This window comes from Paenibacillus hexagrammi, assembly GCF_021513275.1.
GTDB lineage: Bacteria > Bacillota > Bacilli > Paenibacillales > NBRC-103111 > Paenibacillus_E > Paenibacillus_E hexagrammi.
This window is the reverse complement of the sequence record NZ_CP090978.1, coordinates 532,242-556,407: the sequence shown is the minus strand read 5'-3', so window position 1 is coordinate 556,407 and position 24,166 is coordinate 532,242. Positions and strand designations below refer to the sequence as shown.

At 50.5% G+C, this 24,166-nt stretch carries 21 protein-coding genes, 1 pseudogene and 1 riboswitch; of the genes and pseudogenes, 5 read left to right on the top strand and 17 right to left on the bottom strand.

Annotated elements, in window-relative coordinates; genetic code table 11:
* Positions 1–122: 122 nt before the first annotated feature.
* Together L0M14_RS02485 and L0M14_RS02480 are read left to right on the top strand one after the other, a co-directional pair.
* Complete coding sequence (locus tag L0M14_RS02485) at positions 123–974, top strand: helix-turn-helix domain-containing protein (RefSeq protein WP_235120515.1); 852 nt, start codon at positions 123–125, stop codon at positions 972–974.
* A gap of 206 nt (positions 975–1,180) precedes the next feature.
* Complete coding sequence (locus L0M14_RS02480; RefSeq protein WP_235120514.1) at positions 1,181–2,092, top strand: NAD(P)-dependent alcohol dehydrogenase; 912 nt, start codon at positions 1,181–1,183, stop codon at positions 2,090–2,092.
* A 48-nt stretch (positions 2,093–2,140) separates the two neighbouring features.
* On the opposite strand, the gene L0M14_RS02475 is transcribed toward L0M14_RS02480, so the two are convergent.
* The 10 genes and pseudogenes from L0M14_RS02475 to L0M14_RS02430 form a co-directional block, all read right to left on the bottom strand.
* Positions 2,141–3,259: an aminopeptidase gene (locus L0M14_RS02475; RefSeq protein WP_235120513.1), complete on the bottom strand. Its 1,119-nt coding sequence runs from the start codon at positions 3,257–3,259 to the stop codon at positions 2,141–2,143.
* A complete protein-coding gene (locus tag L0M14_RS02470) occupies positions 3,246–3,866 on the bottom strand; it encodes an ArsR/SmtB family transcription factor (RefSeq protein WP_235120512.1) in 621 nt (206 codons plus the stop codon). Before L0M14_RS02470 ends, L0M14_RS02475 begins: the two co-directional genes overlap by 14 nt.
* Before the next feature lie 238 nt (positions 3,867–4,104).
* Positions 4,105–5,895, bottom strand: a complete 1,791-nt coding sequence (gene thiC, locus L0M14_RS02465) for a phosphomethylpyrimidine synthase ThiC (protein ID WP_235120511.1) — start codon at positions 5,893–5,895, stop codon at positions 4,105–4,107.
* 389 nt (positions 5,896–6,284) lie between these two features.
* Entirely contained in the window at positions 6,285–6,944 is a 660-nt protein-coding gene (gene thiE / locus L0M14_RS02460) for a thiamine phosphate synthase (protein ID WP_235120510.1), read from the bottom strand.
* Positions 6,945–7,022: 78 nt separating this feature from the next.
* A pseudogene (gene thiD, locus L0M14_RS02455) lies at positions 7,023–7,876 on the bottom strand (bifunctional hydroxymethylpyrimidine kinase/phosphomethylpyrimidine kinase).
* Positions 7,877–8,087: 211 nt separating this feature from the next.
* Complete coding sequence (locus tag L0M14_RS02450; protein ID WP_235120509.1) at positions 8,088–8,855, bottom strand: thiazole synthase; 768 nt, start codon at positions 8,853–8,855, stop codon at positions 8,088–8,090.
* Between the two features lie 65 nt (positions 8,856–8,920).
* The gene (gene thiS / locus L0M14_RS02445; RefSeq protein WP_405030815.1) at positions 8,921–9,064 is read right to left on the bottom strand and encodes a sulfur carrier protein ThiS; all 144 of its coding nucleotides are present in this window, start codon (positions 9,062–9,064) and stop codon (positions 8,921–8,923) included.
* Positions 9,048–10,478, bottom strand: coding sequence for a glycine oxidase ThiO (thiO, locus tag L0M14_RS02440; protein ID WP_235120508.1), 1,431 nt, complete (start codon positions 10,476–10,478; stop codon positions 9,048–9,050). Before thiO ends, thiS begins: the two co-directional genes overlap by 17 nt.
* A gap of 114 nt (positions 10,479–10,592) precedes the next feature.
* Positions 10,593–11,216, bottom strand: a complete 624-nt coding sequence (locus L0M14_RS02435; RefSeq protein ID WP_235120507.1) for a thiamine phosphate synthase — start codon at positions 11,214–11,216, stop codon at positions 10,593–10,595.
* Between the two features lie 214 nt (positions 11,217–11,430).
* A riboswitch (TPP riboswitch) is annotated at positions 11,431–11,529 on the bottom strand.
* 58 nt (positions 11,530–11,587) lie between these two features.
* Complete coding sequence (locus L0M14_RS02430) at positions 11,588–15,196, bottom strand: CheR family methyltransferase (RefSeq protein WP_235120506.1); 3,609 nt, start codon at positions 15,194–15,196, stop codon at positions 11,588–11,590.
* Between the two features lie 68 nt (positions 15,197–15,264).
* Here L0M14_RS02430 and L0M14_RS02425 point away from each other — a divergent pair, with 68 nt between their 5' ends.
* Complete coding sequence (locus tag L0M14_RS02425; RefSeq protein ID WP_235120505.1) at positions 15,265–15,927, top strand: cobalamin B12-binding domain-containing protein; 663 nt, start codon at positions 15,265–15,267, stop codon at positions 15,925–15,927.
* A 7-nt stretch (positions 15,928–15,934) separates the two neighbouring features.
* Complete coding sequence (locus L0M14_RS02420; protein ID WP_235120504.1) at positions 15,935–16,516, top strand: hypothetical protein; 582 nt, start codon at positions 15,935–15,937, stop codon at positions 16,514–16,516.
* A 5-nt stretch (positions 16,517–16,521) separates the two neighbouring features.
* On the opposite strand, the gene L0M14_RS02415 is transcribed toward L0M14_RS02420, so the two are convergent.
* Positions 16,522–16,773: a hypothetical protein gene (locus tag L0M14_RS02415; protein ID WP_235120503.1), complete on the bottom strand. Its 252-nt coding sequence runs from the start codon at positions 16,771–16,773 to the stop codon at positions 16,522–16,524.
* A gap of 224 nt (positions 16,774–16,997) precedes the next feature.
* Here L0M14_RS02415 and L0M14_RS02410 point away from each other — a divergent pair, with 224 nt between their 5' ends.
* On the top strand, positions 16,998–17,957 hold the full coding sequence (locus L0M14_RS02410) for a bile acid:sodium symporter family protein (protein ID WP_235120502.1): 960 nt from the start codon (positions 16,998–17,000) through the stop codon (positions 17,955–17,957).
* 144 nt (positions 17,958–18,101) lie between these two features.
* Here L0M14_RS02410 and L0M14_RS02405 read toward each other — a convergent pair whose 3' ends face one another.
* The 6 genes from L0M14_RS02405 to L0M14_RS02380 all read right to left on the bottom strand — a co-directional run bounded on the left by L0M14_RS02405 (position 18,102) and on the right by L0M14_RS02380 (position 24,148).
* The gene (locus L0M14_RS02405) at positions 18,102–18,620 is read right to left on the bottom strand and encodes a YbjN domain-containing protein (protein WP_235120501.1); all 519 of its coding nucleotides are present in this window, start codon (positions 18,618–18,620) and stop codon (positions 18,102–18,104) included.
* Positions 18,610–20,277: a hypothetical protein gene (locus tag L0M14_RS02400; RefSeq protein ID WP_235120500.1), complete on the bottom strand. Its 1,668-nt coding sequence runs from the start codon at positions 20,275–20,277 to the stop codon at positions 18,610–18,612. The genes L0M14_RS02405 and L0M14_RS02400 overlap by 11 nt, the downstream gene beginning before the upstream one ends.
* 211 nt (positions 20,278–20,488) lie before the next feature.
* Positions 20,489–21,577 (bottom strand): eCIS core domain-containing protein, encoded by a 1,089-nt coding sequence (locus L0M14_RS02395; protein WP_235120499.1) that lies wholly within the window; start codon positions 21,575–21,577, stop codon positions 20,489–20,491.
* A gap of 204 nt (positions 21,578–21,781) precedes the next feature.
* Positions 21,782–23,335, bottom strand: coding sequence for a PP2C family protein-serine/threonine phosphatase (locus L0M14_RS02390; protein WP_235120498.1), 1,554 nt, complete (start codon positions 23,333–23,335; stop codon positions 21,782–21,784).
* Between the two features lie 36 nt (positions 23,336–23,371).
* Complete coding sequence (locus tag L0M14_RS02385; RefSeq protein WP_235120497.1) at positions 23,372–23,707, bottom strand: STAS domain-containing protein; 336 nt, start codon at positions 23,705–23,707, stop codon at positions 23,372–23,374.
* A gap of 12 nt (positions 23,708–23,719) precedes the next feature.
* On the bottom strand, positions 23,720–24,148 hold the full coding sequence (locus tag L0M14_RS02380; protein WP_235120496.1) for an ATP-binding protein: 429 nt from the start codon (positions 24,146–24,148) through the stop codon (positions 23,720–23,722).
* Positions 24,149–24,166 lie beyond the last annotated feature (18 nt).

Here is a 24,166-nt window from a genome sequence, read left to right as displayed (position 1 = left end):
TCATGAAGCCCTCCTTATTTCGTATACCCTTATTTTGCAGTATAATAAAAACGTATTCATTGCAATTCATGGGCAATAACTTGCTTTTATTGACTTCACGGAAGGTATGGAGGCACATACAGATGCAGGAGCTTTATTCTAATTTACAAGAAGTCATCAGCTTCAGTCACTCGGTTAGATACAATCCGGCTCCATTTGATTTTCACCTGCACCGTGACCAGTTTGAGATCTACTTCTTTCTTACCGGACACGTTCATTATTTCATAGAAAAACAGGTTTATCCATTGCAATATGGAGACCTGCTCGTAATGAACAGCAATGAGCTCCATAGAGCAAACTTCCAATCGAAGCAACAGCGGTATGAGGTCATCGTCATTCACTTCAATCCTTCTATGGTGGATGTATTCAGCTCACCAGCATTTCCTTTACTGGACTGCTTCATCAATCGGCCTCCCGGAGAGCAGAACCGAATGAGACTATCCCCTCAGCAAATTGATTCGATCATGAAGCTGTATGAACGGATGGAAGCCTTACAGCAGCCGCAAGCACCCGCAGGCTCGGACATTTTGTATGTATCAGCATTTATCGAGCTATTGGTATTCATAAACCGCGTCTTCCAAGGACAGGACAAACAAGTGGAGAAAGCTATTATGCCGGACAAGCTCATCTCGCTCCTAGCATATATTGATGAGAATCTTGACCAAGATCTGTCACTAGACCGTCTGGAGCATGTCGTCTATATGAACCGCTCCTACTTGTGCCGCCTGTTCAAGAAACATACGGGAAGCACCATCCATGAGCACATTTTATTTAAACGTATTGCCAGAGCCAAGCAGCTGCTGCGCGAAGGAAGCACCGTAACCGACACCTGCCAGCAATCGGGCTTCAATGACTATTCCAACTTCATCCGTACCTTCAAGAAGGTTGTTGGGCTCCCGCCAAGGCAGTATCAGGCGATGCAGCGCAAGGGGTGAATGGGCAGTGATGCATGTGGCTGACGACCATCGTGCGGCGCCACACCGCGAACTGGGAGCTTCGCGCGGTACGCCGTTATAGACAAAGACGTATCTCAAGCGAAAGCGCGGGAGCGTCTTTTTTTATTGAGTTCATGGATCGTAATGCGAAACGAAACCTATTCCTTTTCGTACTATGGGTGATTGTAAATAACTGGAGGTGTCCCATGAAGGCGATTGTATGCACGAAGTACGGATCACCGGATGTTCTGAAGCTGGCAGAAGTAAAAAAGCCAATCCCCAAGGATCATGAAGTGCTTGTAAAGATTTATGCAACCACTGTATCCGCCGGCGACATTAGAGTGCGAAGCTTTGATAGTCCCTTCATGCTTTGGTTACCGATGCGGATCGTCCTAGGATTCAGGAAGCCCAGAAAACCAATACTCGGGGTAGAGCTGAGCGGACAAATTGAAGCGGTTGGCAGCAACGTGAAACGGTTTAAAAAGGGAGATCAAGTCTATGCGTTAACCGGAATGAAATTTGGCGGTTATGCCGAATACGTAAGCATGTCCGAAGGAGCTTTGATGTCCCTAAAACCTATGAATGTAACTTATGAAGAGGCAGCAGCCATTCCTTTCGGCGGAACTTCGGCGTTATATTTTTTAAGAAAGGGGAATATACAAGCCGGACAAAAGGTTGTAGTATATGGGGCTTCCGGCAGCGTGGGTTCGTCTGCGGTTCAGCTTGCCAAGCATTTTGGAGCTGAGGTTACAGGAGTGTGCAGCACGGCAAATCGGGACCTGGTGAAGTCGCTGGGAGCCGACTACGTTATTGACTATACGACAGAGAATTTTTTTAATAAAAGCGAGCGTTACGATATTTTTTTTGATGCCGTTGGGAAATTAGCAAAAACGAAATGCGAGAAAGCTTTAACTCAGAACGGAAGATACGTAACGGTAGATGGTCAAGGAATCGCGAAGGTACGTATAGAAGACTTACTTTATCTTACAGACCTTATCGAATCCAATACATTCAAGCCCGTCATTGATAAAAGGTATTCTTTAGAAGAAGTCCCCGAAGCTCATAGATATGTGGAAAAAGGGCGTAAGAGAGGCAATGTAGTCATCAACATTTATTGAAAACAAATACCGCTAACCCGATCAGCTCGATCGAATTAGCGGTATTATTTATTTCAAATGCTGAGGATTCAAATGCTCAAGCTCCGGAAGTACGAAGACCCCGTCCTTGCGGATTAGTACGTCGTCGAACCAGATTTCACCGCCACCATAGTCGGGACGTTGAATGTTGACGATATCCCAGTGCAGGGAGGACTTGTTGCCGTTATAAGCATCGTCGTAACAGTTACCCGGTGTGAAGTGGAAGCTGCCGTCAATCTTCTCATCGAACAGCGTATCCTTCATTGGGTGCTGAATGTACGGGTTCACGCCGATCGCAAATTCGCCGACATATCTAGCACCCTCATCGATATCCAAAATCTCATTAATGCGGTCTGTATCATTGGAAGTAGCTTTTACGATTTTACCGTTTTCGAATTCAAAACGGATGTTCTCAAACGTAAAGCCGTCGTGCGGTGTCGGGGTATTGAACGTAATAACACCGTTCACCGAATCACGGACAGGTGCAGAGTAGACTTCTCCGTCAGGGATGTTGAGCTCGCCGTCACATTTCACTGCGCCGATTCCTTTAATCGAGAACGTCAGATCCGTCCCAGGTCCGACCAAACGAACCTGATCCGTACGGTCCATCAGTTCCTTCAAGGAATCCATAGCCTTGGACATCTTGCCGTAGTCCATCGTGCATACATCGAAGTAGAAGTCCTCGAACGCTTCCGTACTCATTCCGGCAAGCTGTGCCATAGACGGAGTCGGATATCGAAGAACAACCCAACGTGTATCCTTGATGCGCACATCAAAGTGTACTTGCTGATAGTAAATGGAGTTATACAGCTTCATCCGGTCGGATGGAATGCCCGAGGACATTTCGTACATGTTGGCTCCGCCGCGCACGCCTATGTATCCTTGCATTTGCTTCATTTGATACGCATCCATATCAGCCCACTGCTTCATTTGATCTTCGGTGCAGTTCATGATCATTTGACGCATCACCGTATGGTCTCTCAGGTTCACATAAGGGTTAGCGCCTGCTTCATGGACCTTCTTCACCAGTTCCTTCACAAAGATCGCATCAATACCGTAGGCTTCGATTAAAATATTTTCTCCAGGTTTTGCCTTAACGGAGTAGTTTACCAGCACATCAGCCAGTTTCGTCTGTCTAGGATCGAGCATCGTTCTTCTCCTCCTCATCCTCATACACGTCAAATGACGGTTCGTTAATCTGGAAGCCGACCGTGGTTAAGTAGAACCAATCGCCGGTTTCCTCCTGCTGTTGATCCAGCTCGTAAATCAGTGAACGAAATTTGCTCAGCCACGCAGCAAACTTCTCCTTACTCATTTTAACCTCAAGCTGCGTTGCCATTCTAGGCCACTGCGCACGATCCGACGAAGGAATTTGAAAAGCCTCCTCCGGCGCTTCAATCGCTCTCAGCCTGGCTCGGGCCAACACGCTAAGCGTAGTCTCCCGGTAATAGTTTTCCACTTCCGATACGAAAGGAAGCAGCTCCTCACCCGGAACAAAGCCACGGGCAACAGCCCGGTAAAATTTTTGTAAAATGCCGTTCTTCAGTTCGGTTCGAACCACGGAAATCAAGCCATGCTTCTCCAATTCATTCAAATGATAGTGTACCTTGGCCCTCGCCATGCCAAGTAATTTGGCCAGCTGCTGTCCGGTATAGGCCTTCTCAATTAAGAACAGCAGTACCTTCGCTCGCAGCGGGTCGCTCACTGTTTTTAGCTGCTCCAGATCTTGAATAATATAAATCGGCTGTTGCTTCATGTTCGGATTCGACCTCCTTCTAATCGTGTACAAGCTTTATTAGACAACGGTCAAATCTTTTTAACCGTATCATAATGCCAAGAGAAAGCAAAGTCAATCAGGCCAAATCCCCACCATGATCATAGAAATAATCGCTTTAGTGAATTAATGCAATCAAGAGCTATCTTCATGGTAACAAAAAGGGACGTTCCTGTCATCCCTGACAAAGAACGTCCCTGCACAAACGACAAGCTGCAACCTATCGATAGATCCGGCTTCCGGCCTCACGAAACTCTTTGGCCTTCTCCGTAAGTCCGCTGCTTAGCGCAGCTTCTTCCTCCAGACCACGAGCATGGGCGTACTGGCGGATATCCTGCGTAATCTTCATGCTGCAAAACTTGGGCCCGCACATCGAGCAAAAATGCGCCGTCTTTGCTCCCTCCGCAGGCAATGTTTCGTCATGATATTCGATCGCCCGCTCCGGGTCGAGCGACAGGTTGAACTGATCGCGCCAGCGGAACTCAAAGCGCGCTTTCGACAAAGCATCATCGCGCACCTGCGCTCCCGGGTGGCCCTTGGCCAAATCCGCTGCGTGGGCGGCAATTTTATAAGTGATGACACCTTCGCGCACGTCTTCCTTATTCGGCAGGCCGAGATGCTCCTTCGGTGTCACATAGCAGAGCATAGCCGTGCCGAACCAACCGATCATGGCTGCGCCGATGGCGGAAGTAATATGATCGTAGCCCGGCGCGATATCCGTTGTCAGCGGTCCGAGCGTGTAGAACGGAGCCTCCTGACACACCTCGAGCTGACGATCCATGTTCTCCTTAATCATGTGCATCGGCACATGACCCGGACCTTCGATCATCACCTGGACGTCGTGCTTCCAGGCGATTTGCGTCAGCTCACCCAGCGTCTCCAGCTCGGCAAACTGCGCCTCATCATTTGCATCGGCAATGGAACCTGGACGAAGTCCGTCTCCCAGGGAGAAGGCGACATCATACATTTTCATAATTTCACAAATTTCTTCGAAATGCGTATACAAGAAATTCTCTTGATGATGCGCGAGACACCACGCCGCCATAATGGAACCACCACGAGACACAATCCCTGTAACCCGTCCGGCGGTCATGGGGATGTAACGCAGCAGCACACCCGCATGAATGGTAAAATAGCTCACGCCCTGCTCCGCCTGCTCAATGAGCGTATCCCTGTATACTTCCCATGAAAGGTCCTCTGCTTTGCCGTTCACTTTCTCAAGAGCCTGGTAGAGCGGAACTGTCCCTACAGGTACGGGAGAGTTGCGAACAATCCATTCGCGTGTTGTATGTATGTTTTTGCCGGTCGATAAATCCATAATCGTATCTGCGCCCCAGCGGGTCGCCCAAGTCATCTTCTCCACTTCTTCCTCAATGGAAGAAGCGACGGCGGAATTGCCGATATTGGCATTGATCTTAACCAAGAAGTTGCGCCCGATGATCATCGGCTCGCTCTCCGGATGATTAATGTTAGAAGGGATAATGGCACGCCCGCGGGCTACTTCGTCCCGAACGAATTCCGGCTTCACATTCTCTCGGATGGCGATGTATTCCATCTCCGGTGTGACAATTCCTTTTCGGGCATAATGCATTTGGGTCACGTTGCAGCCCGGTTTAGCCCGCAAAGGTCTGCGGTGTAGGCCTGGGAATACTTCTGCCGCGCCTTTGGCATTATCGGAAGCAAGCCCATTATCCTCAGGCTTCACCTCGCGGCCTTCATACGATTCCACGTCGCCGCGTTCCTCAATCCACGTCAGACGGTTAGCCGGCAGTCCTTGACGAATGTTCGTACACTGCTCATTGTCGGTATATGCACCACTTGTGTCATAGACACGGACCGGCTCATTCTCCACTTCCCGCCCTAACATATCGGTCGAAGAACCAAGCGCGATTTCTCTCATGGGAACCTGGATATCAGGCCTAGAGCCTTGCACGTAAACCTTGCGGCTTCCGGGGAACGCTGCCGTCCCCAACTGGATTTCCTTGTTCTCTGTGCCTGATATGGATGTCATTATAAATCCCTCCATTTGTTGTGAAATTAAAATTGTTGGCGGTTCTCTCTCTGAAAAATAAGCGGCCTTTCACTAGCCCGTTAGCAGCAGTCTGAGGTGAGACTGTCGATATAGGGGGAATGGTGAGCTGGTGATCGGAGAAAAGCTGTGGAAGCTTGTAATCGACCCCACTTTATCGACAAACTGACCGCAACTCGAGACTTGCCGTGCATCTGCCCTTTAGCTAGAACAAACTGTCACAGCCGACCCCGCCGCAATTCTTCAAAAACTGCTGAGCTCGTAACTTACCTATACAATAGTCTCACTATAGTTTTAATGCCTCCGCCCTGTGAAACTAACAAGCATTACGAGCATCAGCAGCCTTTTTTGAAAAAATGGTTAAGCTTACCCTATTTGATCATATTGACAATCTCTCGCAGCTCCGCCGCAGCTTCCCTCGGGGAGCGCGCCTGCGTAATCGCGCTCACTACGGCAATGCCGTCCGCTCCTCCACGCAGGACGGCTGCGGCCCCTGCGGCATCGATTCCGCCGATGCCGACAAGCGGCAGCCGGATGCCGCCTTCGCGCATCCGCACGAGCCCTTCGGGCCCTTGCACCTCCCGCGCATCCAGCTTGGTGCGCGTCGCATACATGGGCCCGACGCCCAGGTAGTCGGCGCCTGCGGCCAGCGCCGACTGCGCTTCGGCAAGATTGTGGGCGGAGATGCCCACAATCTTGCCAGGGAACCGCCGCCTCACCTCTTCGGCGGCGGTATCCTCCTGGCCGACGTGAATACCGTCGGCCTCGAGCGCTTCCGCCATCCCGACATCATCGTTCACGATGAAAGGGATGGCGTGCCTCGCGCACAGCTCGCGCAGCTGTGCGCCAAGCGCGAGACTGGCGGCGCCGGTCAGAGCTCCGGCGCCCTTCTCGCGGTATTGAAACATCGTAATGCCGCCGTCGATAGCGGCCTTCAGGACCTCCACAGGGTCAGCCCCCGCACAATTCGGGCTGCCCATGACGAGATACAGCTGCAGCGCTTCGCGCAGCTGATCAGTATGTAATTTCATAGCGTACCTCCTGTAAGCTCAAGGGCATTTCCCAATCTTGAGTTTGCCCCATCCTGCTCCTGCCGCCCATGCTCTTGCTCATTTCTCATGTTCATCCTCTTGCCCATGTTCCTGCTCTTGCGCCAGTTTCAGCTTCCTGCCATAAGCCCAGTGATTGGTCGGTCCATGGCCCGCACCAATGTTCAGCGGCTCTTCAATAGCCGCTTGTATGTAGCTCTTCGCGGTCTCAATCGCCGCATGGATGGTTTTGCCCTGCGCCAATCCTGCCGTGACCGCCGAGGCAAACGTGCAGCCCGTTCCGTGTGTATGACGGGTCGCAATGCGGCGGGACTTGAATTCGGTGAACGTCTCGCCGTCGTATAGAAGATCCGTTGCATATTCGGCATCCTCCGTATCGTGGCCGCCCTTGATCATGACATTCCGGCAGCCGTACTGCCGGATCCGGATAGCGGCCTGCTTACGTGATGCCGCATCCGTGATTGACATCCCGCTTAGCGCCTCCGCTTCCGGGATGTTCGGTGTAACAACCATGGCCAGCGGCAGCAGCACACTAAGCATTGTGTCGATCGCTTCCTGCTGCAGCAGGGAAGCGCCCCTTTGGCGATCATCACCGGGTCTACGACAAGCTGCTTCCAGCCGTAGCGCTGGATGGCAGCCGCCGCCGTGCGGATGATATCCCCGCTGAACAGCATACCAGTCTTGACGGCATCCGGCGTCAAATCCTCTCCAATGGATGCTAATTGGCGTTCTACCGCCTCAACATCCATGGGGTAGACGCCCTGAACACCCAAGGTGTTCTGTGCCGTGACAGCCGTAATGACGGACATTCCGTATGCGCCAAGCTCCTGGAACGTCTTGAGATCGGCTTGAATGCCGGCTCCCCCTCCGCTGTCTGAGCCGGCGATCGTTAAAGCTTTGGATACGACAGCCACATGAGTCACTCTCCTCTATTTCATCAAAGCCGCTGATGCGGAGCAACCGACAGCAGCGCCCCTTTTTTGCCCATAATGGGACATCTCTTATTGAAACTGCTACCTCCAACATGCAGCCTAATTCACTTGTTGCAAATCCTGGATTCTGACTCTGTTACGTACATCATAGGTCGTCAAAATAGGAACGGAGCAGATTCCTCTCTTGCCTTGTCTACACCCGGCTGAAGCCTTCCATCGGGCTGCTCGCCGATGCATAACGCTTCTTTGGAATGCGTCCAGCTTCAAAGCCCGCGCGACCCGCTTCAATCGCAAGCTTCATGGCAAGCGCCATTTTCACAGGGTCCTTCGCTCCTGAAACTGCCGTATTGAGCAGGACGCCGTCCGCTCCCATCTCCATCGCCATAGCCGCATCCGAAGGAGCTCCGATTCCGGCATCCACGATCACCGGCACGCGCGCTTGCTCAATAATAAAGCTTAAATTGAGCGGATTCACGATGCCAAGGCCTGTGCCGATCGGCGAAGCCCCCGGCATAATGGCATGAACGCCTAGGTCCTGCAAACGCTTGGCGAGCAGCACATCGTCCGACGTATAAGGCAGCACGATAAAGCCTTCTTCCAGCAGCATTTCTGATGCTTTTAAGGTCTCAACCGGATCGGGAAGCAGCGTCTTTTCGTCGCCAATTACTTCAACCTTGATCATGTCGCAAAGACCGGATGCCTTAGCCAGCTTGGCAATGCGCACCGCTTCCTCTGCTGTTTTAGCGCCCGCTGTGTTGGGCAGCAGCGTGAACTTGCTCACATCCAGCATAGACAAGAAGTTCGGCTGGCTGGCTTCAAAAATATTCATTCTTCTAACCGCAAAGGTCAGAATTTGCGACCCGCTGACATCAACAGCTTCCTTTTGAATGTGGAAATCCGGGAATTTACCAGTTCCTAGAAGTAAACGTGATTCGAATTCATAATGGCCAATTTTTAACATGAGTTTATCCCCCTCCAACAAAATGAACGATTTCAATTTTACTGCCTGCTGTAATTTGCGCTTGCTCATGTTCTTCTTTTTTGCAAAATAGCCTGGTTCAGTTCAACAACCAGCATCTTGTCAGCCAAATCAAAATGAGCCAAAAGCTCTGTGACTGTTGTGATCGAATCAGGAACCTCAACCGACTGACCGTTAATGTGCAATTTCAATAGTGATCAACTCCTTTTCAGAATGCCGCTTCTCCCCAAGCAGCTGGTCCGTTACAAGCCTTCTGCTTGGACAAAAGGCTTTCCATACCTCCATGGTGGCTTCGGTTCCGGCTTGATCGCCGGACCATTCATGCCCCGACCCGGCTCCAACTCGTTCTCCTGTACCTCCATGCCTCGACTCCATTACTGCTCGGTCTTCTGAGCCCTCATGCCTCGACTCCGCTTCTGCCCGATCGCCCGTACTTCCATGCCTCGACTCCGCTCCGTCTCGACCGCCCGAGCCTCCGAGTATCGTCTCTTTTTGCGCTGCTTGCTCATCACTGCTAAAAATCTCCGCGCCGCTGCCTCCTGAAACCAGGTCTGCCATCACCCGTCCAGTGATCGGGCTAAGCAAAATACCATTGCGGTAATGGCCTGTCGCCGCATAAAGCCCTTCGATCCCGGGTATGGCACCTATGTAGGGCAAGCCATCCGCTGTCTGCGGGCGGAGACCGGTCCATGCTTTTTCCCATTCCGCTTCAGCAATGGACGGCACCAGCCCTGCCGCTCGTTCCATCAACTGAGCTAAGCCGGCTACCGTCACTTTGCGGTCATAGCTGCCCGGTACCATCGTCGCCCCAACAACCAGACGGCCGCCCGCCTTCGGCACGATGTAGCAGCCATGCGTGAATAGTGTTTTACGCAGCCGAGGACTTCGTTCCAGCACGGAAAAACACTCTCCCTTAACGGGATACATCGGCAGTTCCACTCCGATCCCGGATAATAGCTGACTGCTCCACGTTCCGGCAGCAACAATAACCTGATTACCATAGATCGGACCGTCAGAGGTCATGACACCGAGTACTTTCTCTCCCTCTGTAAGAAGGCCCAGCACCTGCATGTATTCTCGAAGCTCCACTCCCCGAATCGACGCCGCCTTAGCCAGCGCCTGCCCTAAAAGCGGTGCATCCACTTGACCGTCATCCGGAAGATATAGGGCGCCAAGCAAGTCTTCGCCTAGCTGAGGCTCTAATTGAGCCGCTTCCTTTGCTGAGAGCCACTCAGCTCTCGCTCTAACGCTGCTATGTAATCGCTCGCGCCGGATCAGCTCATGACGCTGCTCATCGTTAAGCGCTATGTGGAGCAGCCCCTCTCGGTTCAAGCCCATATCGATGCCGGTGACCTCCTTCAGTTCCTCGGAGAGGCGCGGGAATAAACTCCGGCTGATTCTCGACCATTGAAACAATGGGCCTACATCCTCCATTTCGGATTGCGCCCCCAGCATTCCTGCGGCAGCTTGCGTTGCCTCTTGCCCAATTCGCCCTCGCTCGAGCAGGATGACACGCTGCCCTTTCTTCGCCAGCTCATAGGCGATGGAGCAGCCAATCACACCACCGCCGACGACAATGACTTCATGCATTTGTTTGTTGTACATACCTCGGTTCCCCCTTCATGAAGACCAGTCCCTGTTCTTCCATCACGTCCGTTCTTTCGTCATCGCTCGAAGCTCCTTTTCCTGCCCTCAGTGCCAGCAATCGCATGACGATGGTCAATCACATGCATCACTTCTCCCCAGCACTGCGGCAAAGCGCTGTACCGCATCCACTGGATTCTTTGCCTCCATAATTCCACTCATCACAGCGACCCCTGCAGCACCAGCGGTCAAAACCTCACCAACCCGCTCCGGCTGAATCCCTCCAATGGCAATGACTGGAGCCGTGCAACCGGCAGCCGTTTCACGCAAAGCCTCAAGCCCTCTTGGGGCTAAGCCTTGTTTGGAACTTGTGCTGTAGATGTGTCCGAACAGGACATAATCCGCCCCTTCTACAGCTCTGCTTCTTGCTTCCTCCGGACTATGTACCGAGCAGCCCACACGTTTCAGCCTCGGAGCATACGAACGTACAATTGAACTCAACTCCGAGTCTCCTGGCAGATGCACACCGCCTAATCTCATTTCCGACACCAACGATGGATGTCCGTTGAGATACAGCTTTTCGGGAGGTACGCCTGCATCTAGAAGACGCTGTATCCCCTGTGTGATATCCTCGATGTTCCGCTTCTTCTCCCGAATGTGGAGAGCTGTCACATAAGGCCAGATATGGGCGACAATGGAGGTCACCGTGTCCCAGTCCTGCCCGCCAGTTGTAATGACATGCAGCTCATAACCAGACATACCTTCTCACCTCCCAGCCAAAAATTCATAAGAATAACTTATTTCGTTATCTAAGGTCGATAGAGGGCTCACTAGCTCACTAAGAAGCCTAGCGGACGCCTTTTACAGGTTTGTATCCAATGTTAGAAGTTTTTTTCAAGCAAACAAAAAAACCACTTCTCCTAAGAAAAGTGGTTGTCGTTACGCTGCACTTACACATTCATATGCTGCTCCGATTCGAAAACGTCCACTTTCCTCCGCTGGTATGACCCAGTTCAGGTTCAAAGGGTTCAGATGACTCTGTCTCAGCCTTTCGGCGCCCCTAGGGATTGGTTCTTATATACAATTGTTACTAATCATATCACGACAATAGCAGATTGAAAATAGGTTTATTAGGCCTGGGCGTGCAGCGGCAATACAATCGTCACGGTAGTACCGACGCCTTGCTTACTGGCATATGCGATTGTGCCCATATGGTTTTCGATGATTTTATAGCTGACCATAAGTCCTAGTCCGGTTCCTTTTTCCTTCGTTGAGTAGAATGGCTCACCCAGCTTAGGAAGCTTGTCCTCCGGAATACCTGTGCCACTATCCACCACCGTAACTGTCACTCGCTCATCCTGTTCCTTACGAATGTTCACGTTGATGATGCCGCCGGATGGCATGGCCTCAATAGCATTTTTCAAAATATTAATAAAAACCTGCTTGATCTGGTTCTCCACACAATTGACTAAACAGCCGGAGCCTTCAAACTGAATCTCAACACTGTTCATAATCGCCTGCGTGTCAAGCAGCATAATGACGTCTTTCATAATGTCTTCAATAAATTTCGGTGAATATTCCAGCAACTGAGGCTTGGCCAGTACCAGCAGCTCGCTGACAATCTCTTCGATTCGGTTGAGCTCATCCGACATGACCCGGATATAGCTGTCGTTATGCTTGCCTGATGTCAGCAGCTTCGTAAAGCCCTTCAGAGCCGTTAACGGATTGCGAATCTCGTGAGCAATACCAGCTGCCAGCTGCCCTACAGCAGATAGCATCTCGGACTTCCGAAGCAGCTCCTCTGTCGTTCGTTTATCCGTAATATCCTCGGCAACCTTCAGATAATGAACCGTCTTTCCTTTCTTGTTCTTGATCGGTACAATCCGTACCGCTTCCCAGAACACTTCCCCGTTCTTCTTCCTGCTTTCCAGTTCTCCCGTCCATGTATGTCCGGAAGTAACCGTATCCCATATTTCCCTGTACTGGGGATGACCCTCACTTTCCCATGTATTGAGAAACCGCAGGTTCCGGCCCATGACATCTTCCAGCACAAACCCGGTTAATGAAGTAAAGTACGGGTTGACGTACTCGATGCGGCCTTCCAGATCGGCGATAATAGAGATGCTCGGGCTTTGCTCCACCGCATAGGAGAGCTTAACCAATTCAGTATTCGCTAATTTCAGTTCTGTGATTTCAACAAATGTCAGTACAATCCCGCTGATGAAGTTATCCGCTGTCCGGTAGGGCAGGATCCGCATGCTGTACCATTTGCCGGAATTGCTCTGAACCTCTTTTTCAACAGGCGTCAATGTCTTGAGCACCTTCTTGGATTCCTTGACCAAATTCTCGTATTTAAAATTATGCGAAATATGACTGATCGGACGGCCGTAGTCCACATCCAGCAGGTTAATTTCCTTGGTAATAGCAGGTGTAAATCTACGAATACACATGTTCTTATCCAAAAAAATCGTACCGATTTTCGTGCTGACCAGAAAGTTGTTCATGTCATTATTGAGCTCAGTCAATTCCTGAATCTTGTATTGGTATTCCGTATTTACCGTTACCAGCTCTTCATTGACCGATTGAAGCTCTTCGTTCGTGCTTTGCAGCTCCTCGTTCGCCGCGACAAGCTCTTCATTCGTTGCTTGAAGCTCCTCATTCGAGGTTTCCAGTTCCTCTACCGTTGCCTGCAGCGTTTCTTCGGCTCTTTGGAGCTCCATCTCCAGCTCAATCACACGCTGGTTCACATTGCTGGATACGTCAAAATGCTCCTCCGCCACAATCACGGTATCTTCCCGCTTCTGGGCCCTCTCAAACGTGACTAAAGCCAGCTTCTCAAACTCCTTGTTCTTCATAGAGAACGGCTTCACCGTCAAATTGATGAATTCACCATCCTCTTTCTCACGAAGCCTTAGCGATTTATAAATGATGGGCCTTTTTTCTCTCCGCACTTTTTGGAAGGCAGTTGCAATCGCAACCGATAGATGAGGCTCGACCATTTTGTACAGATTCCAGCTAGGTCTGCCCTTCGACAGTGACAGGAACGGGTTGATATCTCCGCTTAAATGGATGATGTCATTATTCTCATCAATGACGATACTGGGCGGCATATGCTCGTCGACAAACGTCGAGTACACATCGTCCGGCCGCTTTATGCTAGGCTCATCAAGTAGATGCGGGTATGGTTTGGGATTTTGCCGGTAATTGGATCTAACCGTTCGCGGCTCTGAAGAGGCAACTTCCATATTGCCTGTATACACCACATCTTTCATTCGTTTGTGCTGAAAAATATTCCACCTACGGTCAATCGAATCGAACTGATTGGTGAGTCTTCCGATGCTTTCGCTTGGTCCCAGAAAGAGTACGCCTTTGGAGTTCAGCACGAAATGGAACATTGACAGCACTTTCCGCTGCATTTCCGGCGTGAGATAGATCAGCATATTTCGGCACGTAATGAGATCCAAATTGCTGAATGGAGGATCCTTCGTAATATTATGCGGTGCGAATACGATCATTTTACGGAGCTCTTTATTGATTCTGTAAGTATCATCGTCCTTCGTAAAGTAACGGCTGCGTAAATCGGCAGGCATGTTCTTCACAGCACTTTCCGGATAGATCCCCGTGCTAGCATATTCGATAGAATCTTTATCCAGATCGGTTGCAAAAATTTTAATCGAATACAGCTCGTCCATCTGCATCATATATTCTTTCAACAGAATAGCCAGTGAATATGCTTCTTCTCCTGTCGAACAACCCGCAATCCAAACCCGAATCTCCAGATCCTGTTTTTTCTCTTCAAAAATTGCCGGCAGCACCTTGTCCCGAATAATAGCGAACGCTTCTTCATCACGAAAGAACTGGGTGACCCCAATCAGTAAATCTTTGCGCAAGGCCGTCTGCTCCGAATGATTTTGCCTCAAGAACTCCGTATATTCCGGCAAATTATGCATGTTGCTAAGCACCATACGTCTCTCGATACGGCGAAAGACGCTGTTTCTCTTATAGTAATTAAAATCGATCCCACTGGACTGCTTGATCATGTCGAAAATTTGCTTAATATATAAATCCGTTTGATTGGTGGAAGTAAAATCGACGGGAATGTGCTGCGACATCGACGAGCTTTGGCTGATTTCTAGCAGCTTCTGCGCCATTTCTTCCGGCGGCATCACAGCATCCACAAAACCGGTCAACCTAGCGCTGACAGGCATGCCGTCGAACTTAGCCGTCGTATCGTCCTGGACCAAGACAAGGCCCCCTGCATCCTTAATTGCAGCAATACCTTTAGAACCGTCACTGCCGGTTCCCGATAAAATGACGCCTATGGCTTGGCTCCCACAATCTTTAGCCAATGAATGAAAAAACATATCGATCGGCATGTTCAGCCCTGAGTTTGGCACCAGATCCGCAAGTTGCAGCTTACCATCATTCAATGTCATCGTCTTATTCGGCGGAATCAAGTAGATGCAATTCTCATGAATCTTCATCTGATCTTCTGCTACAAGAATCTCCATGGATGTATGTCCCGCTAGCAACTCTGCCATAAAGCTTTTATAATGGGGAGACAAATGCTGTATGACAACGAAGGACATGCCGCTAGAAGGATGCATATGATCAAAGAACTGCTCGAGGGCTTCCAAACCGCCCGCCGAAGCGCCGATACCAACGACGTAATGTCGATGACTGCTTGTAGTTACGCCTGGAACCCTATGATCCTGCAGGCTATCATTATTAGTTGTCACAGCAATTATCTCCTTTTATAGCTCGGCTTGAGCTTTTACACAAATCATAAATTGAAGGTGGAGCACACATGTTTTACTCAGCCTCTGAACAACTGTCTGAGCTTCTGCTTACGGGAAATCATCAAGAAATGTGGCGACTGCTGCGGCAGCATGTCGATGCCGGAAAGAACAGCTTATATATTTATGATTCCTTACTTACTTCCTCGATGAGGCATGTCGGCTACTTATGGGAGCAAAATCTCATTTCAGTAGCGGACGAGCATTTAGCATCCATTCTTTGCAATCTTGCAATCGCTAACTACAAGGTGCTAATCGGAGGGACTTCCAAAATCCGACAAAAACGAGCTATGTTCCTATGTGTGGAAGGTGAACAGCACGAGCTCGGCGTTAAAATGATTTCTTCCTATTTCGAAGAATTCGATTGGGACGCCCGGTGCTTTGGACCTAATCTACCACTTGAATACGCTATGTCTGCTGCCATGAATTGGAAGCCCCAAGTCATCGGTATTTCTGTTGCCTTAGCCTATCACGTTCCGCAATTGCGAGAATACATTCATGCTTTAGAGAATCTCTCGCATAAACCTATGATCATGGTTGGGGGACGCGCGGCAAGTGTGCTTGACTTAAAACCTTATGTATCAGAGAAGACCGTTATCTTTAAAGACCTATACGAGCTGCACAGCTGGCTCGAAGCTAACTCCACGCAACAATTACGGCAAACATGGGGGTGACCTGTATATGAATGATGCTTACTATCTTCCGGTCCCATATATGAAAATTGAACGTTCATTCCGAATTATCGAGCAGTCGCATGCCGCAACGGAGCGATTCGCGCAGACGAGCAGCTTGCTAGAATTAGTAGACATAGGAAGCAAGGAGAAGGCTGCACAATTCCTGCAGCCTTCTTACTCTAATATGCAGATTGAGCTTAACTTCATGACATTGCAGGAGCGTTGCTCCTTGTTTGAGGTCTACCAACGGTGGGAGGACGAGAAAACTGCCCATCTCTTACTCGTTGAGAAACAACCGCATTTGCAAAATATCGAGTATGCGGTTCATGAGCTGAGAGAACAAATCTCACGTATCGAAAAGCCCGCCGTTCACAGACCTGAGCTCGGCCTCGTAAACACGCTTTCGCAGCGTCAAGCATCGGCACAAATGGACAATAGAATGGCCATCAAAGAAGCGCTTCATGCTCTGGACACTGTTAAAGAGCTTGTGATGATTCTGCGTCCCAGCCTATTGGAAGCCGGCAAGGATCTATATGTCAATCTTATCATAGATCATTTACATCAAGCTATGGAATCGCTGGGAAAATAAAATTTTCACGAATTTGTCATCCAGTTGTATTGATAGATTTCATCCAGATTCAAATTAGAGATGAAAGACTGCATGTCTCGGATATGCTGCATCTTCTCTCTTAGCAAATTCATCTTTTCTCTATTCAAGCATAGCTGCTGTTTGGAAATCTCAATCCTTTCCATGTTCAAGTTCAGTTGATTCATTAATCGCTCATGTTTTTGAGAAATAATTTGAATTCTTGAATGAACATATTGAGACTGATTTCTATCCATCATCTTGCTCTTCCACCTTTAATCATAATATTGATGAAGCTACTTGGTGTTGATCATACTAAATGTTGAACAAAAAGAGTGTCGAAACAGCATTGTCGAAAAAAATTATGACGACTTATGCTTTGATTTCATCTATCTGGTAATCTATATGCCAAAACTGCTACTGTTAAAGATAGCAAAGCAGTCACAAGGAAGCAAATGTTACTTTAGGAAGGAAGTCCTGTTTTATGCTAGCGCAGCTCAACAAAAAGCTCGAAAAAATACTGCCCTTAATCACACCTGTCAGTGTCTTTATCGGCGTCCTGCTAGGCAGCCATTTATCAGCTTATACGTTTCTGTCTCCATGGTTATTTGCTTTCATGACATTCTCGGGCAGCATCGGCTCCAGTTTCAAGGAGTTTGTAAAGGTGATCACTCAGCCGCTGCCGCTGGTGATGACACTCATCATCCTGCACGTGCTGATGCCTCTGCTGGCGCTTGGCGTCGGACATGTCGTATATGTGGGTGACTCCTTCACGATTACGGGACTTCTGCTTGCTGCGGCAATCCCGACCGGCATTACCAGCTTCGTCTGGGTAGCCATCTACCGCGGAAACACGGTCCTTACTCTTTCCATTATCCTTGTTGATACGGTGTTGTCTCCGTTTGTCGTACCCTTCACGCTATCAGCGTTCATCGGGGCAAAGGTCGAAATGGATACATGGGGCATGATGCAAGGCTTATTCCTCATGATTGTGCTGCCTTCACTTGCAGGTATGCTGCTTAATCAATGGACGAAGGGTACGATTAAAGAGCAGTGGGGACCTCGACTCGGGCCCTTCTCCAAAATAACAATGGGCGTTGTGGTGGCCATCAATGGAGCCGTCGTTTCGCCTTACTTGCGAAATCTAAACAGCAAAGTAATCGGCATGGCCGCCATTGTACTTCTGCTTGCGTTCTTCGGTTATATGCTCGGATGGCTGCTTGCCGTACTCTTGCGTTGGGACCGTGATACCACAGTGGCCTTAACCTTCAACGGCGGTATGCGGAATATTAGCGCAGGAGCCGTTCTTGCCGTTACTTATTTTCCAGCGCCTGTAGCTATCCCCGTCGTGCTCGGCATGCTGTTCCAGCAGTCTCTCGCCTCCTTGTTCGGTTATTTGCTCGGGAAGCGGTACGGCTCCCGGGAATCGGAAGCTCTCGCGTAACGTCGCAAACAGAACTAGCAGCTTCACTCTTAAGGACAACTTCCTCAGCGTGGAACTTAGCCTGAAGCTGTACAAAAGGACCATTCTCTCCCACTTCTTCCTGGGTAGAATGGTCCTTTGTATTCAATCTAGATGCTTGCAGGACTACCGAAGCGATTGGATCACCTGATCCGCGCTTGCTTCTCCCGACGCAGCAAGCTCTACAGGATCTGCAAACATGTCGCACATATAAATGAACATACTCAAAATTTCCAGAATCTCGTCGGCTACCAGCCCATTGGCTGCGGAGATACTGTAGACGTACCTATAATGCAGCTCGTTTTGCTCATTGACGCCAAAATGTCCGATGGGCAGTCTCGTATTTACTTCCAGCATAACCGAGCTTACGGCTTCCCTGTGCCCCTCTTTCAAATGAAACGGCAGTGTGCTGTAAACTTGCAGCAGCTGAATCGCCTGGATGTCCTCTTCATCCAAGGGCAAGAAGCTTAGATGCAGGAAACGGTCTCTGCCTTTCTTATCCTCCTGGAATCCGGCCATCAGCACATGGATGGGGATGGCTTCCGATTTTTCAAGCAGATTGGTGGCTAGTCCCGCCTCCTCCAGTATATCTTTCAAAACGCCGAGCTGCGCCAAATGTCGCGCATGAGCTGTTTCAGGCAGCATATGCCCGCCTCCTATTCCCTTTTCGCCATAGCCTCAACCAGGCTTTTTTCAGTTTATCAGGATCATTCTTCACTTTCTCAAGCTCGAATAAACTTACTCCCGCAGCATTTACAAATTGATGCGCTTGCTGATACTGCTTCACGACCTCCGGTTTGGAAGCATCCAATTGAGGTAAAGCTCTGATCATATCCATCAGCTGCTGCGCATCCGCCCCACGCTTCTCATTCTTCTTCTCGGTTGACTTCTCCGCATTAAATACAGCTTTCGTAAGCCCCCAGGCACCCGGCTTAGCCGCCCGGTCTCTTCCCATCTGCTTCAGTGTCCGAACCGCCGGCATCGCCGCTCCTACACCCGCAGCAACAATCTTCAGCGGTGTTCCCACTTGAGCGCCTACGCCCGTAAGCGTAGCAACATCTCCAGCGATCTTGGTCAGCTCAATTCCAATCTGCAGACTGGCCCGATCCGTGCGTTTGACATTGATGGCTTTCATTTCTCGAGCCAGCTCGTACTGGGTGATCTCTTGAAGCTCGGTTTCCGCTGCCGAATCTCCTTGACTCTTACGCAGCTCCAAATCCCGTTTGTGGGCCGCCAGCTTGGTCTGGTCTACGCCTGCATTTCCTCCGAACCACCGCTTCGCTTTGATAAAGCCTTTGCTTGCGTGCTTTTCCTTGAAGCTGCGCTTGAGAACTGTCATCGCCGAGCGGTTCAGCCCGGCCTTTATGGCATCTACGGTCTTGAGCGCAATCTTCACTCCGCTGACCGCTATGCTCACGCCCGGGATCACCGTAGTCAGCGCTGCCGTGGACGTTTCCATAATTTCCATGATACTCTTCGCCGCTTTCAGCGCAGACTGCGCCGACTCGATCGCATTGCCGATAATTTCAATAATGCCTTTAGCCGTGTCCGCCTTGCTAAGGCCTCCGTCTTCCGAAAATTTGCTGTACATATCATAAATGCCTTTTACAGCCAATACCGCGCTCTTCACGCCCGAAATCGCATCGCCGACGGAGCCTGTGTAGTCGCTCGCCACGGATGATTTCCCAACTCCGTCCAGACTGCCGCTCGATTTGGCGGCTTTATCAACCAGACCCGTTCCGCCGCTAACAGTCTTCCCTGCGCCATCGACGATACTCGCTCCTTGTGCCGCATAATTCCAATTCTTATTATGTACCGTTCGGTCCGTGTCTTCCGACACCGATAACGTTTCTTTGATCGAGCTGATGATTTGGAGAATTCCGCCTGCCATGTCTGCTGTATTGCCAACAGCGCCTATCGAGGCCGCCTTGTGTCCCACGCTCTCTTCGCCGCTTTTATCATAAGCATCCTTCAAGTCGTCTGCAGGCTTGCCAAAGCTCTCGCTAACGGTATCTGAAGCGATCGATAGTCCCTCAACGGTATCGGAATCCTCCTCCTGTGCCGGCGGCGGGGTGGGATTCCTCTGCACTTGGGCTTGAGCGGAGCGAGGAAGCGCCATAAATTGCGCAGCATAGGCCTGTACAGCCCGGTTCCCCAAGGTTCGCTGCATTTGAATCAACATCTGTGCGTGCGAGTGGCTCGAGCCGGCTGAATGTGTGCTGGTTGATGCAAGCTGTGAGGGGCCTGCGAGCCCCTTGCCTGCTGCTGATTCTTTCCGATGAATCCGTTGAAATTGTGCCATTGGGTCGCGCTCCATTCTAGATGTTCATACAACGACTTCGCCATCCAACTAGTTTCTCATCCCACTCCCTCAAAAGTGTAAAGTCCTTAGTGAAGGGGCTCGGTTATCGAGCAGCTGATGCCGAGCTAAAGGAACTAAAGAAAGGCAGCGGGCGTATCTCCAGATCTCCCACTGCCTTTGTATATCACCCGCGCTGAGATGCGCTGCGTTTCTAGCTGCCGCCCCGCTGCTGAATCACGTGTGTCAGTTCATGCCCGAGCAGCTCTTGCCCCTCGCGGCTGTCCGGATTGTAATTGCCTGCTCGAAAGAATATATCGCTGCCCGTGGCAAAAGCTTCGGCTCCAAGTGATTCCGTCAATTGGCTAGCCTTGCCACCCGTGTGAATGTTCACGCCGCTAAAGTCAGCCCCGAACGCCGACTCCATCTTCGCCTGGATCTGACCGTCCATCTTGCTGCCGCTTCCTTGCATCGACTTAATATCCGATTCAATATCCGGCGCGGCATCAAAGCCTTCGCCCGATGACTTCATCTGCAGCGGCTCCTCTTCCTCACCGCCCATCCGCTGAATTCCTCCAGCCTCCGGCTTCATCTGCAGCGCTTCTTCTTCGGACTCCGCTCCTTCTGCTTCCATCCGCTGAATCGCTCCAGCCTCCGGCTTCATCTGCAGCGCTTCTTCTTCGGACTCCGCTCCCTCTGCTTCCATCCGCTGAATCGCTCCAACCTCCGGCTTCATCTGCAGCGCTTCTTCTTCGGACTCCGCTCCTTCTGCTTCCATCCGCTGAATCGCTCCAGCCTCCGGCTTCATCTGCAGCTCTTCTTCCTCGGACTCCGCTCCTTCTGCTCCCATCCGCTGAATCGCTCCAACCTCCGGCTTCATCTGCAGCTCTTCTTCCTCGGACTCCGCTCCTTCTGCTCCCATCCGCTGAATCGCTCCAACCTCCGGCTTCATCTGCAGCGCTTCTTCTTCGGACTCCGCTCCTTCTGCTTCCATCCGCTGGACGGAAGACGGAGCACCTACGGCAGCTTCACCCGCTGAAATCTGATCCGCAACTTGCTTACCGACGCGGTCAGCCTCCTGCTCATAGGCATCGCCAACAGGACCTACCGTGAGCTTCGTCTGGATCGCCGACTGCGAGTTCATAAGCTGACCTACCGCACGGTTGCCCATAGTCCTTTGCATACTCGATACTTCTGTTTCATTGCTCGAGCTTTTGGCTAAGCTCGAATTCACCGGCGCGGCATTCGCGGATCGCATAATTGACTCCTGCTGCCTGCTTGTTTTCGCATGATGAATCGGCATCATAACCCTCCCTGAGGCTCTCCATCAAGACCTCCGTGTTGTGCTACTGAAGGATTCCAGATGGCGCTCTTCCTAACTGTACCGCTCTCAACTCAGAACATTCACACTCCATTTCCCAACTGTGCGAATCTTCCGTCTATAAGTAAATATATCATAATTGCGTTGGTTTGAACCGCTTATTTGTGCTCAAAATCTTTGAAACTATTAGATCGGCAATTTCCTATGAACATGCAGGACGGCGATATCATCCGATTGCTGTGCTCCGCTTGTAAAGAGGTCCACATCATCCAAAATACGTTTTAGCAAATCCGGCTCAGTAGGCGTCTCTGAGTCCACGGAACGAACCGTATCCACCAGTACGTTCCGTAAGCGCTCCATGCCATATTGATGTTGGTCTGGGTCCTCCGCTTCCGAGATACCGTCGGTATACAGCACAAGTCGATCACCGGGCTCTAACCAAGCCTCATTGTCACTGTAGATCATCTCTTCAAGCACGGCGAGCGGAAGTCCTTTCTTGCCCCTGAGAGATTCTACCTCGCCGCTGCCTCGAACCATATACGGTGTACAATGGCCGCCATCGCTATAAACGAACTTTCCTGTTCCGGTATGAAGCACCCCGCAGCAGATCGTCGCGAACATACTGGAGTCATCTTTGTACAATTCCCTATTTACTTCCGTAAGCAGCTGCGCCGGCGTCATACTTAACGTCATTTTCCCCTTTATCAGCGTCATAATCACGCTCATGAACAGGGCGGCCGGAATTCCTTTATCGGACACATCACCTAATGCAAAAAACAGCCGATCCTGACCCAATTCAAAATAATCGAAGAAATCTCCGCCAACTTCTTTGGCCGGACGAATAACTGCGCCTATTTCAACGGAGCTCCCTAAATGAGCGGCGCTGCCTGAAGCACCTCTAGAAGCTTCATTTGATGCTTCTTTCGATGCTTCTTTCGTACCTTCCCCAAAAGCTTCTTCAAATTCACTGCCCGGTACTTCTACCGAGGCAATCCCTAAGGAATCTCCGGCCGCAGCCGCAGCACTAACTACAAGACTTCCCCGGGGGAGAAAGCTCATCTGGATATCTCTGGCGATGCGGAGCTCGCTCTCCATCTTCTCTTTGGCTGCCGTCGTTGTCTTGAGAGCAATCATCGACTTTTCGAGCGCATCATACAGCATGGCGTTCTCCAGCGAGATGGCGATCGGCGCAGCAATCGACTCCAAGAGCAGCAAATCCCGGTCGGTAAAATGCAGCCCGCTTCGTTTATTGAGCACCTGAAGCACACCGATAATGTCTCCTTTGCTGACCAGCGGGACGCATAGCATATTGCGCGTAGGATAGTCCACCCGCTTAGCTACCTTCGAAGACCAACGCTCATCGGAAGCCGCATCGTCAATCTTGACCGATTGGCCGGTCTGGGCAACCCAGCCTGCGATGCCTTCCCCGATTTTCAAACGAATCTCCCGCACTTCCTCGCCCTTCTCACCCAAAGCCAGATCGAAGTATAATTCGCCGCGCTCCCGGTCAACGAGAATAACAGAGGAGGCTTCCGCCTCCATAAGCCGCGAGGTCGTCTCCATGATCTTGCCCAGCAAGTCCTGTTTACGCAGGGTGGAGTTCATTTCCAAGCTGACCTCAAAGAGCTGCAGCGTTCTGTTAAGCTCTTTGTCAGCGCTTCTCCGAAGCCGCTCACTTCTCAGCCACAAACCACTCACACAAGCCGCTATCAACAGCAGCGCTACAGGTAACCAATCCATCCTGTATGCCACCTCCCAACCCTTGCTAGGAAGCGCCTACTGTACGGCATACAGCGCATCCGCTTCACTCTCATATACCGAGAAAATCGCACTAAAGCCCGACATATCGAATACATCCTTGACGCCTTCCGTCATCCTGGCCAAGGCCAGTTTACCTTGTATGACCTTGATCATCTTTGCGGCAACCAACAGGCTCCGCAGTCCTGCACTGCTTACGTAATGAAGTCCGTGGAGATCAAACACAAAGCGCCGATGTCCCTTTTCCACCAATTGCATAAAATAAGATTCCAGATCAGATGCATAATTCGCATCCAAACGTCCGTTAATCATTAATAGCACAGCATCCCCATGAAGCTGCTCAGATATTTCCATTTGTATTCCACCTTAATTCGGCAGCTGCCGCAGTTTCTTCATCGTCAGTACATTTCTAGATTCAACACGTTCGTATACAATCTGATCCATCACTTGCCGGACAAAATGAATACCCAACCCGCCAATGCCTCGCTGCTCGATACCAAGCTCCAGATCAGGGGCATCGCGTAGCAGTGGGTTAAACGGAATGCCGGAATCGGTGATTCGAAGCTCCCAGCCTTCATCCATACGGACAACGTCAATCTGTATCAAGCTATCCGCTGATCCCAGCTCAGCAAATCCGTACAAAATCGTGTTCGTCACTAATTCGTCAAGAGCCAGCTGCATTTGATAGGAGGCGCGGTCATCGATCTCCCAATCTGAAGATAGCTTCCCCATGAAAGCTTCTAGACGCTTAAGCTCCTCTATTTGATTGCTCAGGATGATCGATACATGGTTCATAATGGTCCTCCTTGGAAC

What these genes read in the sequence shown, in the direction of transcription:
- L0M14_RS02485 (WP_235120515.1), top strand. Translation starts at nt 123, where the DNA reads ATGCAGGAGCTTTATTCTAATTTACAAGAAGTCATCAGCTTCAGTCAC.
- L0M14_RS02480 (WP_235120514.1), top strand. Translation starts at nt 1,181, where the DNA reads ATGAAGGCGATTGTATGCACGAAGTACGGATCACCGGATGTTCTGAAG.
- L0M14_RS02475 (WP_235120513.1), bottom strand. Translation starts at nt 3,259, where the DNA reads ATGCTCGATCCTAGACAGACGAAACTGGCTGATGTGCTGGTAAACTAC.
- L0M14_RS02470 (WP_235120512.1), bottom strand. Translation starts at nt 3,866, where the DNA reads ATGAAGCAACAGCCGATTTATATTATTCAAGATCTGGAGCAGCTAAAA.
- thiC (WP_235120511.1), bottom strand. Translation starts at nt 5,895, where the DNA reads ATGACATCCATATCAGGCACAGAGAACAAGGAAATCCAGTTGGGGACG.
- thiE (WP_235120510.1), bottom strand. Translation starts at nt 6,944, where the DNA reads ATGAAATTACATACTGATCAGCTGCGCGAAGCGCTGCAGCTGTATCTC.
- L0M14_RS02450 (WP_235120509.1), bottom strand. Translation starts at nt 8,855, where the DNA reads ATGTTAAAAATTGGCCATTATGAATTCGAATCACGTTTACTTCTAGGA.
- thiO (WP_235120508.1), bottom strand. Translation starts at nt 10,478, where the DNA reads ATGTACAACAAACAAATGCATGAAGTCATTGTCGTCGGCGGTGGTGTG.
- L0M14_RS02435 (WP_235120507.1), bottom strand. Translation starts at nt 11,216, where the DNA reads ATGTCTGGTTATGAGCTGCATGTCATTACAACTGGCGGGCAGGACTGG.
- L0M14_RS02425 (WP_235120505.1), top strand. Translation starts at nt 15,265, where the DNA reads ATGTTTTACTCAGCCTCTGAACAACTGTCTGAGCTTCTGCTTACGGGA.
- L0M14_RS02420 (WP_235120504.1), top strand. Translation starts at nt 15,935, where the DNA reads ATGAATGATGCTTACTATCTTCCGGTCCCATATATGAAAATTGAACGT.
- L0M14_RS02415 (WP_235120503.1), bottom strand. Translation starts at nt 16,773, where the DNA reads ATGATGGATAGAAATCAGTCTCAATATGTTCATTCAAGAATTCAAATT.
- L0M14_RS02410 (WP_235120502.1), top strand. Translation starts at nt 16,998, where the DNA reads ATGCTAGCGCAGCTCAACAAAAAGCTCGAAAAAATACTGCCCTTAATC.
- L0M14_RS02405 (WP_235120501.1), bottom strand. Translation starts at nt 18,620, where the DNA reads ATGCTGCCTGAAACAGCTCATGCGCGACATTTGGCGCAGCTCGGCGTT.
- L0M14_RS02400 (WP_235120500.1), bottom strand. Translation starts at nt 20,277, where the DNA reads ATGGCACAATTTCAACGGATTCATCGGAAAGAATCAGCAGCAGGCAAG.
- L0M14_RS02395 (WP_235120499.1), bottom strand. Translation starts at nt 21,577, where the DNA reads ATGCCGATTCATCATGCGAAAACAAGCAGGCAGCAGGAGTCAATTATG.
- L0M14_RS02390 (WP_235120498.1), bottom strand. Translation starts at nt 23,335, where the DNA reads ATGGATTGGTTACCTGTAGCGCTGCTGTTGATAGCGGCTTGTGTGAGT.
- L0M14_RS02385 (WP_235120497.1), bottom strand. Translation starts at nt 23,707, where the DNA reads ATGGAAATATCTGAGCAGCTTCATGGGGATGCTGTGCTATTAATGATT.
- L0M14_RS02380 (WP_235120496.1), bottom strand. Translation starts at nt 24,148, where the DNA reads ATGAACCATGTATCGATCATCCTGAGCAATCAAATAGAGGAGCTTAAG.